The following is a 14,429-nucleotide window of genomic DNA, read 5'->3' on the forward strand; positions in this document are numbered from 1 at the left end:
CGGCGGCGCTCGTCGCCCCGCCCAGCAGCGCAGCCCCTCTTCCCGCCTCGACCTCCGCAGGCGTGCGCCGCTCGACCGCGGCCCCACGCCGCCACCACGAAAGGACCCCCGTGGCCGACCTCCACGAGCGCCCAGAGCTGCTGATCGCCCAGCTGCAGGACGTCACCGGCGCATACCCCGCGTCGCCGACGTTCTCGGCCTACCGCGGCTACAGCTGGTTCCGCGACGGCGCCTTCATCGCAGACGGCGCATCAGCGGCGGCGAGCGCCGCTGCCCGTCGCGCGAGTGGCGCGGGCGCTGCGTCGGCCGACGCGCTCGCCGACTCCGCCGACCGCTTCTTCTCCTGGTGCGCGCGCACGATCGGGGGTCTCGCCGCCGACATCGAGGCCATCGCGGCTGCGGCCGAGTCGGGAGAGCCGCTCCCCGATGCCGCCATGCCGCCCACCCGCTTCCGCTTCGACGGCACGCCCGGCGACGACGACTGGTGGGACTTCCAGCTCGATGGCTACGGCACGTGGCTGTGGGCGCTCGAGGCGCACGTCGCGCGACACGCACGCGACGCCGCTCCCTACGCATCCGCAGTCGTCAGCACCGTGCGGCTGCTCGTGAGCAGCTGGCATCGGCCCTGCTTCGACTGGTGGGAGGAGCACGACGAGCACCGGCACGTGTCGACGCTCGGTTGCGTCGGCGCGGGCCTGGAGGCAGCGGTGCGCCTCGGCGTCCTGCCGACCCAGCTGGCGAGTCAGGCGCGCGCTGCGGCGCAGGAGATCCGGGCGCTCGTGCTCGCCCAGGGAGTGCGCGACGGGCACCTCGTCAAGTGGCTGGGCAGCCGGGAGGTCGATGGCAGCCTGAGCGCGCTGATCGCGCCGCTCGGCTGGATCGAGCCGGGCTCCGAGCTCGCTCGGGCCACCCTCGACGCCGTGCATCGCGATCTCGAGGTCGATGGCGGCGTGCACCGCTTCGTGGACGACACGTTCTTCGGCGGGGGCCAGTGGCCCCTGCTGTCGTGCTTCCTGGGGCTGGCTGAGCTCGCCGCCGGAGACCGCGACGAGGCGGAGCGGCTGCTCGCCTGGGCCCGATCGACCGCGACCGAGGATGGCATGGTGCCGGAGCAGGTCGACCGACACCTGCTCGCGCCCGAGCGCGAGCAGGAGTGGATCGATCGGTGGGGCACCGTCGCGACGCCGCTGCTGTGGTCGCACGCGATGGTGGCGCGACTCGAGGCCGCGCTGGCCGCGCAGCCCGCGGAGGTCGATCGATGAGGCGCACGATCCGTCACCGGCCCTTCGGCACCGGGCACCCCTACGCGGTCGACACGGCCGCCCGCGAGCCCGCGATCCCCGTCGTCGGCGAGCCGCTGCGGCTGGGGGTGACGGCGAGCGACGGGATCATCGGCGTCGTCGCCGAGCTCGAGGCCGACGGCGTGGTGAGCCGCGTGCCGCTCGAGCGCGTCGTGCAGACATCTCGGGGCCGAGCGGTCGACGGCGGTCACCTCGCCGCTGCAGCCGCCAAGCAGCGCCGTGCCGCGGGCGGCTGGTCGGCGACCTTCACGCCTCAACCTGATCTGCAGCGGTACCGCTTCGTCGGGGAGGCGGCCGACGGCGAAGCGACGACGACGGGGTGGTTCGACGTGCGACCTGCGCGATGGCGCGCTGGTTCCCTCACGGAGATCGGTCGCTCGCGCATCGTCGATGGCTCGGTGCAGGTGCTCGACGACGGTGCCGCCATCCACCGCGTGCGCTTCCAGCTCGTGCTCGCTCCCGGCGAGCACGTCCTCGGCTTCGGCGAGCGCTTCGATCGCGTCGACCAGACGGGTCGCGCGCTCGACGTCATGGTGTTCGAGCAGTACAAGTCGCAGGGCGCCGAGGGCAAGACCTATCTCCCGATGCCGTTCGCGCACGTCGTCGGCGGCGACGGGTGGGGCTTCCACCTGCGCACGACGGCACGCTCCTGGTTCGACGTCGGCGGCACCGACGCATCCGTCATGTCGGTCGAGGTGGAGACCGAGCTGCCGAGCGGTGCGGCGAGCGCGCTCGAGATCGAGTGCTTCGACGGCACGCCCACCGAGGTGCTCGATCGCTTCCTCGAGAGCGTGGGCCGACCGGAGGAGCTGCCGGAGTGGGTGCTGGGCCTCTGGGCCAGCGGCAACGAGTGGAACACGCAGGCCGAGGTCGAGCGACAGGCGGCGCTGCATCGCGAGCACGGCATCCCGATCAGCGCCATGGTCATCGAGGCGTGGAGCGACGAGTCGACCTTCACGGCGTTCCGCGACGGGCGCTCCGCGGTGCGCGAGCACGGTCGGCCAGCCCGGCTCGCCGACTTCGCGTTCCCCGCCGAGGGCGCGTGGCCCGACCCGAAGGCGATGGTCGAGGGGCTCCGGGCCGACGGCGTGCGCACGATCCTCTGGCAGATCCCGCTCATGAAGATGCGTCCCCACCCGGTCGGCCAGGCGCGTGCCGACGCTGAGGCAGCGCGCGGCGCCGACGTCCTCATCCAGGAGCCCGGTGCTCGGGGTCTCGTGCCCTATCGAAACCGTGGCTGGTGGTTCCCGCTGTCGCTGATGCCCGATCTGAGCGATGAGCGCGCCGCGCGGTGGTGGACCGACCAGCGGCGATACCTCGTCGATGAGGTGGGCATCGATGGGTTCAAGACGGATGGCGGCGAGCACGCGTGGGGCCGGGAGCTGCGGTATCGCTCTGGCGCGACGGGCGTGCACGGCAATAACGCGTATCCGGTCGCCTACGCGAAGGCTTACGGCGACCTGCTGCGCTCGGCCGGCAAGGCGCCGGTGACCTTCTCGCGCGCCGGCTGGGCCGGCTCGCAGGCTCACGGCGCCGTGTGGGCAGGCGACGAGAACTCGACGTGGGAGGCGTTCCGCTGGTCGATGATCGCGGGGTTGAACGCCAGCGCCTGCGGATTCACCTATTGGGGCTGGGACATCGCCGGCTTCTCCGGCGACATCCCGACGGCCGAGCTGTACCTGCGGGCGATGGCCGTGAGCGCCTTCGTGCCGATCATGCAGTATCACTCGGAGTTCAACCATCACCGATCGCCCTCGCGCGATCGCACGCCATGGAACATCGCCGAGCGCACCGGGCACGATGAGGTGATCCCGCTGACGCGCGAGATCGTGGCGCTGCGGGAGCGACTGCGGCCCTACCTGGCGGATGCGGTGCGACAGTCGATCGCGACCGGTGCCCCGGTCATGCGGCCGATGTGGTTCTCGTGGCCGAGCCTCGTCGCGGAGGCGGAGCGCATCCAATGGCAGTGCGGCGACGACCTCATCGTCGCCCCCGTGCTCGAGCCGGGCGGCACGAGCGTCGAGGTGCGCGTGCCGGAGGACGGCTGGGTCGATGCGTGGAGCGGGCAGGCGGTGCCGGCAGGGCTGACGCAGCTGCATGCGCCCCTGGGGCGCACGCCCGTGCTGGTGCGAGCGGACGCCGAAGTACGAGACGCCTTCCTCGTCGACTAGGTAGACAACCAGACTAGATAGCCGTACGATCTAGTGCATGACGACAGAGGGATGGCCGAGCGACTGGCTGCGGGGCGTGCTGGAGGTGTGCGTGCTGCGGTCCGTCGCCGCTGCGCCGACCTACGGCTACGCGATCGCGGCTGATCTCGAGGCCGCGGGCCTCGGCTCGATCAAGGGCGGCACGCTCTACCCGCTGCTGACCCGCTTCGAGAAGGCCGGCGTCGTCGCGCCCGAGTGGCGCACCGGCGAATCGGGGCCCGCCCGCAAGTACTACTCGCTGACCGAGCGCGGGCAGAGCGAGCTCGCGGAGCTCACCGCCCGCTGGTCGGCCTTCTCACACGTCGTCACGACCCATCTCGGCGAGCCCCTCGACGCCGAGCTGACCACCACCTCGCGAAAGGCGACCTCATGACCACGCACGACAACCTCGTCGACTCCTCCTGGCAGGAAGCCTTCATCGTCGAGCTGCGGCTGCGCGACGTCGACGGCCGCACCATCGGCGATGCGCTCGCGCAGGTGCGATCGCACTGCGCCGAGAGCGGCCAGACGATGCGCGAGGCGTTCGGCGAGCCCGAGTCGTATGCGCGGAGCCTCGAGCTGCCCGCGCAGCCGAGCAGCGGCGTCGGCCTCGTGATCGCACGGAGCGCCATCGGCCTCGTCGCCATGTTCCTGACGCTCTGGAGCTTCACCGCGTGGCTCGACGGCGAGGGGTTCACGCTCACCATCGGTCGGATCGTCGCCCTCGCGCTGCTGACCGGCGCGGTGCTCCTCATCGCTCGCGGGCTCGGCTTCATCGTGCGGCACCCGTGGTGGTCGAGCCTCATCATGGGCGCGCTCGTGGCGGGCGTGGTGGTCGCCGAGGTCGTGCTCCCCCAGCAGCTGGTCGTGCTGCCCGCGCTGGTCACGGGCGCGGTCGGCGTCGCCGCGCTGCTCGCCACCTCCGTCTGGGAGGCGCGCTCCTCGGCCACCGATGACGACCCGGTCGTCGACCCGGTCTCGGATCAGGATGAGCACTCGGGCCGCGCTGGCCGCGTGCTGCTCGCGCTCACGCCCTGGGTGCTCCCGATCGCCACGGCCGCGGTGCTGCTGGGCGCCTGGCTGATGCACCAGCTCGTCTGAGCGGACCCGGCTTCGACACGCTCGGCGCCTGCGGCGCGGAGCGGCTCAGCCAGCGGCTCGACGGCTGAGCCGGTCTGCGCCCGCAGGGCGCAGACCGTGTCGAAGCCCCCGTCAGCCAGCGACCTCCTGCCGCCGCACGATCTCGGCGATCCAGATCGGCGCGAACGGCGAGGTGCAGTTCGGCGGCGTCGGGTAGTCCTTCAGCACCTCGAGTCGCTCGCCGATCGCGACCGCCCGTTCGCGCAGCTCGGGGTGCGAGATGCCGATCTGCGCGAGGCAGTGGTTCATCGCCCACTGCTTGCGCTCTGGCGCATCGACCAGCTCCGCCTCGATCTGATCGAGCAGCCCCACCAGGTCGAGGCCGGCCGGCGACTTCGCGACCCGGTCGATCGTCAGTGCCCAGCCGGCGCTCGCGACCACCGCATCCGCGTCGTCGAACCACCGCACGCGCAGCGCCTCGACGTGCGGCGACCTCTTGACGACGTAGCTCACGAGCCAGTCGTGCACCTTGGGCGCGCGAGCCTCCCGCAGCATCGCGTCGAGCTCATCGGCCGCGAAGGCCTTCGGCCGGCAGACGAGCAGCGCGAGCAGCCGCGCCGGCGTCTCGCCGGTCGCCCACAGCTCGAGCGCGAGCTCGTGATCGGTCTTGAGCCGCTTCGCGATCGCGCGCAGCTTCGACAGGTTGATGCCGTGGTCGTCGCCGTGCCGCTCGTTGACCTCGCGCATGCGCGGATCCTCGAGCGCTGCGAGCTCTGCCTGCAGCGCCGCCACCGTCTCGGTCATCGTGGCCTCCTCGCCGTGGTGACGCCAGCATACGAGCGGATGCGCATGCACGGCTCAGCCGGGTCGAGCAGAATCGAAGCATGAGCCTCTTCGACGACCGGCCTTGGCTGTCCTCCTACGCGGAGGGGGTGCCGCGCGACATCCCGGACGTCACCGAGACGCTCGTCGACATGATCGAGGGCTCGATCACAGAGCATCGCCGCGCCGTCGCGCTCGACTTCTTCGGCGAGACGCTGACCTATGCCGAGCTCGGCGAGGCGATCGAGCGCGCGGCCGGCGGTCTGCGCAAGCTCGGCGTGGAGGCTGGCGACCGCGTCGCCATCGTGCTGCCGAACTGCCCGCAGCACCTGATCGCCTTCTACGCCGTGCTCCGGCTCGGCGCGATCGTGGTCGAGCACAACCCGCTCTACACCGAGCGCGAGCTGCGCCACCAGTTCGAGGATCACGGCGCCACCGCGGCGATCGTGTGGGACAAGGTGGCGCCCGCCGTGCTCGACTTCCCGAGCGACCTCGGCGTCGCGCACGTCGTGTCGGTCGACGTCACCCGAGCGATGCCCTGGCGCACGCGCGCGGCGCTGCGCCTCCCGATCGCCAAGGCGCGCGAGTCGCGAGCAGCGCTGACGAGCGCCGAGCTGGCGCCGGGGGCGGTCGACTGGCCGCAGGTGGCCGAGGCCAAGCGCATCTCGCGCTCGCACCCGCGCCCGGCGGTCGACGACATCGCCGTGCTGCAGTACACGAGCGGCACCACCGGCCGGCCCAAGGGCGCGATCCTCACGCACCGCAACCTGCGCGCCAACGCCGCGCAGGGGCAGGCGTGGGTGCCCGGGCTGCAGCCCGGCCGCGAGGTCGTCTATGCCGTGCTGCCCATGTTCCACGCCTACGGCCTCACGCTGTGCGCGACGTTCGCCATGAGCATCGGCGCGCGCCTCGTGCTGTTCCCGAAGTTCGACCCGGCGCTTGTGCTGAAGGCCATGCGCTCGGCGCCCGCCACCTTCCTGCCCGCGGTGCCGCCGATCTACGAGCGGCTCGCGAAGGCCGCCGGCGAGCAGGAGGTGAGCCTGCGCAGCATCCGCTTCGCGATCTCTGGCGCGATGAGTTTGCCCGTCTCGACGGTCGAGCTGTGGGAGGAGGCATCCGGAGGGCTGCTCATCGAGGGCTACGGCATGACCGAGACCTCGCCCGTCGCGATCGGCAACCCGATGGGTCCGTCGCGGCGCCCTGGAGCCGTCGGCGTGCCCTTCCCAAGCACGCGGATGCGGGTGATCGACCCCGAGGATCCCACCGTCGACCGCGGTCCCGACGAGGAGGGCGAGCTGCTGCTGAGCGGACCGCAGGTGTTCTCCGGCTACTGGAACCGGCCGGAGGAGACGCGCGAGACCCTGCTCGACGGCGGCTGGCTGCGCACCGGCGACCTCGTGCGCGTCGACGCCGACGGCTTCGTCACGATCGTCGACCGCCGCAAGGAGCTCATCATCACGGGCGGCTTCAACGTTGCGCCCTCGGAGGTCGAGGAGGCGCTCGTCTCGCACCCCTCGGTCGCGGAGGCCGCGGTGGTGGGGCTGCCGAGCCCGAGCGGCGGCGAGACGGTGGTCGCCGCCGTCGTGCTGACGCCCGGCGCCGAGCCGGATCTCGAGGAGATCCGCGAGCACGCCAGGCTGCGGCTCACGGCATACAAGGTGCCTCGCGGCATCGAGGTGGTCGAGGATCTGCCTCGCTCGCTCATCGGCAAGGTGCTGCGGCGCGAGGTGCGCGAGCGCTTGCAGGCGGCGCAGTAGCGGCCGCGTCCGCCGCGGCCGCCGCCCGCCCTACTCCTCGAGCCCGAAGTTGCGCCCCCACCACTTCTGCGGCCGGATCACGAACGCGACGAACCCCTCGCGCTCGCCGTAGGGCTTGCCCTCGTACTTCTGCGAGAGCCGATCGACGATGACCATGCCCTCCTCGCCCTCGACGCGCTCGACGACCTCGCCCCGCACGGTCGCCATCACGTAGGGGTCGTCGGGCGAGGTGATCGAGAGCGCGACGCGCGGGTCGCGCGTGACGTTGCGATCCTTGCGCGAACCGGCGGTCGTGAAGAACACCAGCTGATCCTCGCCGTGTCGGTCGATCCAGAGCGGCACGACCTGCGGCGAGCCGTCGGGCTGCAGGGTCGCGAGGTGCGCGACCGCAGCCGTCGAGAAGTGGTGGGCGAGCTCGTCCCATGCCTGCATCGGATGCGTCCCTCTCGTTCGAGCGCGCGATGGTCGTCACAGCGCGCGGTCAGCGTATCCGGCACGGCCGAAGGGCAGCCCCGGCACCTGGCGGGCGGCTCAGCTGCGCTCTGACCTGCGAGCGTCGAGCGCGAACCGAGCCGTGTGCACCGCCCCGTCGACCTGGAAGTCGAAGAACAACCAGTAGCGGCCGGCGGTCGGGGCCTGTGCGTGGAACACGACGTCGGGGCCGCTCAGATCCCCGGCGGACGGCTCGGACCCCTCGGGGTGCACGTGCAGGTAGCCGAGGTCGCCCTCGCGGAGCGCCACGAGGTGGCCGAAGGCGCCCAGGTACGGCTCCAGCGAGCGCACCGCGCTTCCCTCGCGCTCGACGGTGATCGTCAGCGGTCCCGAGCCCCCGACGAGGAGATCTCCGGTGACGGTGACGTCGAAGCCCCCGGCTCGGCTGGTGGAGGAGGGGGCTCGATCGAGCCCAGGCTCGAGCATGCCCGGCACCTGCACGAGCCTGCTGAGCACCACCGATCCCGCATCGTTCGCGCCTTCGCCCGGCGCGAAGTCCACGAACACGCGGTATGCGCCCGCGGCAGACCACTGCCACGGCAGGCTCCACCACCCGGTCGCGCGATCGAGCACGGGGTGGACGTGCTGGAAGTGCTCGCCGTCCGTCCGCACCACGATCAGGTGCAGCTCCCGCTCATGGGCCTTCGCGAACGACCGCACCGGCCGCCCGACTGCATCCTCGATGCGGAAGCCGAGCTGCCCCGGGACGCCAGCAGCGGCCGGAGCCTCGACGACCGAGAGGCTGAACCCCCGATCGGCGACCGCGAGCCCGCCGACGGGCATCTCGTGACCGTGCCCCTCGTGCGATGACTCTGTGCTGGTCTCTGCGTGCTGCATGGTGCTCTCCACCCTCCTCGCTCGCCGCAGCGGGAGCGGCGGCGGTCGCCAGCATACCCCTAGGGGGTATGCGCGGCAAGAGCGCCGACCATGGCATCAGGGCTCGATGACGAGCTCCGCGATCCGCTCGCCCTCGAGCCGGAAGTGGAAGCGCAGGTCGGCCTCGCCTCCCGGGAAGTCACCCTGCAGATGCGCGTGGACGGTCCACCGCTGCGGGCCGTCAGCGACCTGCGCCGTGTAGGTCGTCGTGTAGGTGTACTCGCTGGCCGCCGTGAGCAACCACGTCCGGATCGCATCGCGGCCCAGATGCTCGATGCCTTCGTCTCGCACCCTGGCGTCCCCGGCGAAGCCGGTGTCCGGCAGTGCCGACCGCGAGGCCGGGTCGACCGCATCGAGATAGCGGAGGATCGCCGATGGGAGCTGGTCGCGGTCGAAGGGCTGGAGTGCGGTGCTCATGCGGAGCTCGCTTCCTGAAGTCGGTGTGGTCGGGTCGATGGGGGGCCTCTGCCCTCATCGTGGGGATTCCCCCAAGGGGAAGGTCAAGTGCCGCTCCGCGCCTAGGATCGTCGACGTGGCGACGCAAGCGAGCAGCCCCCTGGCGCGCGGCGCTGCCATGTCGCCTGAGCCGACGAGCTCGCTGATGACGATCGGCGACTTCTCGCGCGCGACGCAGCTGACGGCGAAGGCGCTGCGCTTCTATCACGGGGAGGGCCTCCTCACGCCCGCGTCCGTCGACGTCGACAGCGGCTACCGCCGCTACGCGGCGCACCAGGTGGCCGACGCGCAGCTCATCCGGTCGCTCAGGAGCCTCGACGTCTCCGTGGACGACATCCGCAAGGTCCTGACGGCGCCCGACGTCGCATCCCGGGCGCTGGTGCTGGCAGAGCACGCAGACCGGCTCGAGGCGCAGCTGCACCAGACCTCGGCATCGCTGCGCACGCTGCGCGGGATGCTGGAGCAGAGTGAGCCGCCCGTCGACATCTCCTCCCGCCGCCAACCCGCCGCTGCCGTGCTCGGCATCGAGCAGACCATCGAGCTGCGCGACCTCGGGTCGTGGTTCCGCGGGGCGGTCGCCGAGCTGCGGGCCGCCGTCGAGAGCGCCGACGCTCGGCAGGTCGGGCCGCTCGGTGGAGCGTGGTCGAACGCGCTGTTCCTCGAGGAGCGCGGCGCAGCCACCCTGTTCGCGCCGATCTCCGATGCCGGCGCCCCCTCGCTCGCTGGCAGGGTGCGCAGCTTCACGCTCCCTGCGGTCGAGCTCGCGGTGGCGACCAGCCGCGGAGCGGATGAGAGCGTCTCCGCGGTCTACGGAGCCCTGGGCGAGCACGTGGCTCGACATGCACTGAGCATCGACGCCCCGCTGCGCGAGGCATACCTGCAGGGCCTGCCCGGCTTCGACGAGGAGGCGGTGATCGAGATTGGGTGGCCGATCTTCCGCCTCAGCGGTTGAGGCGGCCACGCTGATGCTCGAGCATGACCACACGAGGAGGAGTCGATCACCATGGCCTGGAGCACGCGCGAGCTCGCCGACCTGACCGGCACGACCGTCAACACCGTGCGGCACTACCACCGGCTCGGGCTGCTCGAGCTGCCCGAGCGCAGCGTCAACGGCTACAAGCACTACGGCGTGCAGCACGTCGTGCGGCTGCTGCGCATCCGCCGCCTCGTCGACCTCGGCGTGCCGCTCATGCAGATCGCCGAGCTCAGCAGCGACGTCGAGCGCACGCCCGAGGCGCTGCTCGCGGTCGACGCGCAGCTCGCCGAGCAGATCGAGCGCCTGCAGCGGGCGCGCGACGACATCGCGGCGATCCTGGCCGGCAACGGCCCGGCCGACGCCCCGCGCGGATTCGAGGCGATCTCGGCGCAGCTCTCCGATGCCGACAGCTCGATGCTGCACCTCTACTCCCAGCTCTACGACGAGGATGTCGTGCGGGATCTGCGCGCGATGGTCGAGGCGGAGGCCGGCGACGCGGCGGAGGCGGAGTTCAACGCCCTCACGGCCGATGCTGACGACGCGACCAGGCAGCGCGTCGCCGAGGCGCTCGCGCCGGCCCTCGAGCAGCACATGCGCGACTTCCCCTGGGTGCTCGACCCGGTCTCGCGCTCGCAGCGAGACGCGCAGTCGACGGCCGAGACCTTCGTCGAGGCCGTCGTGCAGCTCTACAACGCGGCACAGCTCGATGCGCTGGGTCGTGCCGACGTCATCGCGCGAGCGCGCGTGCAGCAGGGCGACGGCGAGGCCGGCGGAGGTGCGGGCGAGGCGGGCGAAGTGGGCGAAGCAGCAGCGCCAGGGGCCGGCGACGCGCCCGACGCGACCCCGTCCTGACCGGCTGCGGCACCGCATCCGCCCACCGTGCTCACCGGGGCTTGACCCTGTGGTGGGAACACAGTGCCTACTGGGTTGAGCGCCGCTTCCGGCGCCTCGCACAACCCGAGGAGCACCCCCGTGAACCCGATCCAAGACCTGATCGCCGGCTTCCAGGAGCTCGTGGCCCAAGTGCCAGAGCTGCTGCAGCCCTTCATCGTCATGCTCGCCGGCATGATCCCCTTCATCGAGGGCGAGGGCGGCGCAGCGATCGGCATCATCGGCGGCATCCATCCGCTGATCGCCGCGATCGCAGCAGCTGTCGGCAACTTCCTCGCCGTGCTCGCGATCGTGCTGCTCACGTCGCGCACGCGAGATGCCGTCGTGGCGCGTCGCGACCGCGGCGCGACCGGTGACGACGGCACCGTGCTGACGCTCGAAGGCGACGAGGAAACCCAGCCGGCCGGGAGCGCGGGGCCTGCCAAGCCCGAGTCGAAGGGTCGACAGCGGTTCAACCGCTGGCTCGTGCGCTTCGGGGTGCCGGGGGCGAGCCTGCTCGGCCCGCTCGCGATCCCGACGCACTTCACCGCCGCGACGCTCGTCGCCTCCGGTGTCGCGCGCGGCTGGGTGCTGCTGTGGCAGGCGATCGCGATCGTGCTGTGGACGACCATCGTCACCGTGCCGCTCTGGCTCGTGATCTCGGCCGTCGCTGGCTGACGCGCTCGAGCGCAGCTCGACCGCATCCGCATCCTCACCCGCACCCGCACGTGCACGGCACCCGCCAGCGCACGCGCACCCGCACGTCCACGACATCCGCCCTGCTTGAGAGGAACCTCCATGAGCGACTCCGTCCACCCGAGCCAGCCATCGGGCCCTGCCCCCGGCGCCGAGCCCGACGCATCCGCCAGCCCCCAGCCGACGACCGGCGCGCCGACCCTCGCCGAAGACCTGATGCTGCTGCTCTTCCAGCCGCAGTCGGGCCTGCACTCCGGCACCGGCAGCATCGCCGGCGAGGGCACGCTGTTCTACGTGCTCGCCGGTGCGGTGCTGACCGATCTCGCGCTCGGCGGCCACGTCACGACCGACGAGTCGAGCCGCGCCGCCCGTGTCGAGGCGGTCGCCGACGACCCGCCGACCGACGCGCTGCTGCGCAAGGGCTGGGAGTACATCGCGCAGAGGCCGCGCGGCGTGCAGACCGTGCTCGCTGCGATCGGCCCGACCCTGCGCGCCCCGGTGCTCGAGCGGCTCGTCGAGCGCGGCGACATCGAGCGCGGGCAGCGCAAGTCGCTGGGGCTGTTCACGACGGATGTGCTCGAGGGCGACGGCGGCGAGCGTCGCGCTGCGCTGATGGCCGAGGTGCGCGGCGTGCTGGTCGACGGCGCCGAGCCGAGCCCGCGCATCGCGGCGCTCGGCGCCCTCCTGGCGGCGAGCGGCACGCTGCCGCAGTTCGACAGCGAGATCCCGTGGACGACGCCGGTGATCGAGCGCGCCGAGCGGCTCAAGCGCGGCGAGTGGGGCGCGGGTGCCGCGGCGCAGGCGGTCGCGCGCACGACGACGGCGATCGTCGTGAACAACGTGATCGTCGCCGCCGCAGTGCTGCCGCGCACGTAGCAGGCGTCGCCTGCGCCAGTCGCGTCGGGCTGCGGCCAGAGCCGCAGCCCGCGCGGCACAACGCTTCGGGGCGGTCAGCCCGCGCGGCTCAGTCCTTCTTGAAGTGCTTCCGGATGCGGTCGGCCTGCTCGGGCGTGAGGTGCCACTCCGTGCCGATCTCGTGGTCCTCGAACGGCCCGCCGCCATCGCTCGGGTTGCGCAGGAATCCGCGGATCTGCCTGCCCTTGCGGTCCATGCCCAGCTCGCGCGACAGCTCGACCGGCGTGATTGTCTCCATCCCCCGAGGCTACCCCGCGCGCGCGACGCTCAACCGGCGTGGCCGCAGCTCGACCGGATCATCCGGTCGCCGCACGCTCCTGCCGGTTGAGCGACAGGATCGCTCAACCGGGCAGCTGGCTGGGCAGCCGGCGACAGCACGCTCGCCGGCCCATCAGCCGGTTGGGAGCTCAGCCCTCCCCGCCCAGCTGCCCCGTCATCCGATCGCGCATCGACACCGACGCCGCGTTCAGCCCACGCAGCTCGACGGTCTTGCCGAGCCGCTCGTACTTCGTCTCGATCGCGTCGAGGGCGGCGACGGTGGAGGCATCCCAGATGTGCGAGCGCGACAGGTCGATCACGACGTGGTCGGGGTCGTGGACGTAGGAGAACTGCGTCGTCAGGTCGTTCGACGAGGCGAAGAACAGCTCGCCCTCCACGACGTAGTGCGCCTCCGCGCGCGCCGGCGCTCCTGCGTCGCCCGACGCATCCGTCACCGTGCGCGTCACGGACTGGAAGTGCGCCACCCTCCGCGCGAACAGCACCATCGCCACCAGCACGCCCACGATCACGCCGATCGCGAGGTTGTGCGTGATGACCACCACGACGACGGTCACGACCATGACGAGCGTCTCGGAGACGGGCATGCGCCGCAGGGTCGACGGGCGGATGCTGTGCCAGTCGAAGGTGCTGATGACCACCATGATCATCACCGCGACGAGCGCCGCCATGGGGATGAGCGCGACGACGTCGCCGAGCACGACGACGAGCAGCAGCACGAAGACGCCGGCGAGGAAGGTCGAGACGCGCGAGCGGGCGCCAGAGACCTTGACGTTGATCATGGTCTGGCCGATGACCGCGCATCCGCCCATGCCGCCGAAGACGCCCGAGAGCAGGTTGGCGACGCCCTGACCCCACGACTCGCGCGTCTTGTTCGAGCGGGTGTCGGTGATGTCGTCGACGAGCTTGGCGGTGAGCAGCGACTCCATCAGGCCGACGAGCGCCATGGCGAAGGCGGTCGGTCCGATGATGCCGAGAGTCTCGAGGGTGAGCGGCACCTGCGGGATGAACAGCTCGGGCAGCGCGCGCGGCAGCTCGCCCTGGTCGCCGACGTTCGGCACCGACCAGCCGAAGACGAGCACGGCGCCGGTCAGCAGCACGACGGCGATGAGCGGCGACGGCACCACCTTCTGCAGCCGCGGCAGGAGCACGATGACGGCGACGCCGACCACCACCAGCGGATAGACGAGCCACGGCACGCCGAAGAGGTGCGGCAGCTGCGCGATGAGCACCAGGATCGCGAGCGCGTTGACGAACCCGACCATGACGCTGCGCGGGATGAAGCGCATGAGCCGCGCGACCCCGAGCACCGCGAGCACGATCTGCAGCACGCCCGCGAGCAGCACGGTGGCGATGAAGTAGTCGAAGCCGTGGTCGCGCATGATCGGCGCGATCACGAGTGCGACGGCTCCGGTCGCGGCGGAGATCATGGCGGGGCGCCCGCCGACGAACGCGATCGTGACGGCCATGACGAAGCTCGAGAAGAGTCCGACGCGCGGATCGACGCCGGCGATGATCGAGAACGAGATCGCCTCGGGGATCAGCGCGAGCGCGACGACGAGGCCCGCGAGCGCCTCGCGGGTGAGCAGGCGGGGCGAGCGCAGCACGGTCACGACGGATGGGTTGTCGCGGTAGCGAGCGCGCTCGTTCGTCGGTGCAGTGGTTGCCATGGGGCTCCTCGGGTGAGGCTCGCGCGCAGATCGCCGCGTGGAGCGCAGAACCC

The 14,429-nt window shown here is 71.8% G+C and carries 15 protein-coding genes; 9 read left to right on the top strand and 6 right to left on the bottom strand.

Annotated features, from left to right (window positions below):
- Positions 1–110 precede the first annotated feature (110 nt).
- Genes BQ6202_RS11175 through BQ6202_RS11190 form a run of 4 tightly spaced genes read left to right on the top strand, consistent with a single transcriptional unit; the run spans position 111 to position 4,591 of the window.
- A complete protein-coding gene (locus BQ6202_RS11175) occupies positions 111–1,262 on the top strand; it encodes a glycoside hydrolase family 15 protein (protein WP_072314517.1) in 1,152 nt (383 codons plus the stop codon).
- The gene (locus BQ6202_RS11180; protein ID WP_072315126.1) at positions 1,259–3,472 is read left to right on the top strand and encodes a glycoside hydrolase family 31 protein; all 2,214 of its coding nucleotides are present in this window, start codon (positions 1,259–1,261) and stop codon (positions 3,470–3,472) included. Before BQ6202_RS11175 ends, BQ6202_RS11180 begins: the two co-directional genes overlap by 4 nt.
- Before the next feature lie 37 nt (positions 3,473–3,509).
- Positions 3,510–3,884 (top strand): PadR family transcriptional regulator, encoded by a 375-nt coding sequence (locus tag BQ6202_RS11185; RefSeq protein WP_072314518.1) that lies wholly within the window; start codon positions 3,510–3,512, stop codon positions 3,882–3,884.
- Positions 3,881–4,591 (top strand): hypothetical protein, encoded by a 711-nt coding sequence (locus tag BQ6202_RS11190; RefSeq protein ID WP_072314519.1) that lies wholly within the window; start codon positions 3,881–3,883, stop codon positions 4,589–4,591. The genes BQ6202_RS11185 and BQ6202_RS11190 overlap by 4 nt, the downstream gene beginning before the upstream one ends.
- Before the next feature lie 111 nt (positions 4,592–4,702).
- Here the strand turns inward: BQ6202_RS11190 and BQ6202_RS11195 are convergent, their stop codons facing one another.
- Positions 4,703–5,374: a DNA alkylation repair protein gene (locus BQ6202_RS11195; protein WP_072314520.1), complete on the bottom strand. Its 672-nt coding sequence runs from the start codon at positions 5,372–5,374 to the stop codon at positions 4,703–4,705.
- Positions 5,375–5,403: 29 nt separating this feature from the next.
- Between BQ6202_RS11195 and BQ6202_RS11200 the strand changes: the two genes are divergently transcribed.
- Positions 5,404–7,149, top strand: coding sequence for a long-chain-fatty-acid--CoA ligase (locus BQ6202_RS11200; RefSeq protein WP_268753767.1), 1,746 nt, complete (start codon positions 5,404–5,406; stop codon positions 7,147–7,149).
- Between the two features lie 30 nt (positions 7,150–7,179).
- Here BQ6202_RS11200 and BQ6202_RS11205 read toward each other — a convergent pair whose 3' ends face one another.
- The 3 genes from BQ6202_RS11205 to BQ6202_RS11215 all read right to left on the bottom strand — a co-directional run bounded on the left by BQ6202_RS11205 (position 7,180) and on the right by BQ6202_RS11215 (position 8,934).
- Positions 7,180–7,581 (bottom strand): TIGR03618 family F420-dependent PPOX class oxidoreductase, encoded by a 402-nt coding sequence (locus BQ6202_RS11205; RefSeq protein ID WP_072314522.1) that lies wholly within the window; start codon positions 7,579–7,581, stop codon positions 7,180–7,182.
- Positions 7,582–7,680: 99 nt separating this feature from the next.
- A complete protein-coding gene (locus BQ6202_RS11210) occupies positions 7,681–8,478 on the bottom strand; it encodes a hypothetical protein (RefSeq protein ID WP_234946199.1) in 798 nt (265 codons plus the stop codon).
- A gap of 96 nt (positions 8,479–8,574) precedes the next feature.
- Complete coding sequence (locus BQ6202_RS11215) at positions 8,575–8,934, bottom strand: nuclear transport factor 2 family protein (RefSeq protein ID WP_072314523.1); 360 nt, start codon at positions 8,932–8,934, stop codon at positions 8,575–8,577.
- Positions 8,935–9,118: 184 nt separating this feature from the next.
- Here BQ6202_RS11215 and BQ6202_RS11220 point away from each other — a divergent pair, with 184 nt between their 5' ends.
- From BQ6202_RS11220 to BQ6202_RS11235, 4 genes are all read left to right on the top strand, one after another.
- Positions 9,119–9,925: a MerR family transcriptional regulator gene (locus tag BQ6202_RS11220; RefSeq protein WP_159433642.1), complete on the top strand. Its 807-nt coding sequence runs from the start codon at positions 9,119–9,121 to the stop codon at positions 9,923–9,925.
- Positions 9,926–9,976: 51 nt separating this feature from the next.
- Positions 9,977–10,801, top strand: a complete 825-nt coding sequence (locus tag BQ6202_RS11225) for a MerR family transcriptional regulator (protein ID WP_072314524.1) — start codon at positions 9,977–9,979, stop codon at positions 10,799–10,801.
- 120 nt (positions 10,802–10,921) lie between these two features.
- On the top strand, positions 10,922–11,497 hold the full coding sequence (locus BQ6202_RS11230) for a small multidrug efflux protein (protein ID WP_072314525.1): 576 nt from the start codon (positions 10,922–10,924) through the stop codon (positions 11,495–11,497).
- Positions 11,498–11,617: 120 nt separating this feature from the next.
- On the top strand, positions 11,618–12,391 hold the full coding sequence (locus BQ6202_RS11235; protein WP_083587228.1) for a GOLPH3/VPS74 family protein: 774 nt from the start codon (positions 11,618–11,620) through the stop codon (positions 12,389–12,391).
- An 88-nt stretch (positions 12,392–12,479) separates the two neighbouring features.
- Here the strand turns inward: BQ6202_RS11235 and BQ6202_RS11240 are convergent, their stop codons facing one another.
- Together BQ6202_RS11240 and BQ6202_RS11245 are read right to left on the bottom strand one after the other, a co-directional pair.
- Positions 12,480–12,668 (bottom strand): hypothetical protein, encoded by a 189-nt coding sequence (locus BQ6202_RS11240; RefSeq protein WP_072314526.1) that lies wholly within the window; start codon positions 12,666–12,668, stop codon positions 12,480–12,482.
- A gap of 169 nt (positions 12,669–12,837) precedes the next feature.
- On the bottom strand, positions 12,838–14,376 hold the full coding sequence (locus BQ6202_RS11245) for a SulP family inorganic anion transporter (RefSeq protein ID WP_072314527.1): 1,539 nt from the start codon (positions 14,374–14,376) through the stop codon (positions 12,838–12,840).
- Positions 14,377–14,429 lie beyond the last annotated feature (53 nt).

It is taken from the genome of Agrococcus sp. Marseille-P2731, from assembly GCF_900117395.1.
Taxonomy (GTDB): Bacteria; Actinomycetota; Actinomycetes; order Actinomycetales; family Microbacteriaceae; genus Agrococcus.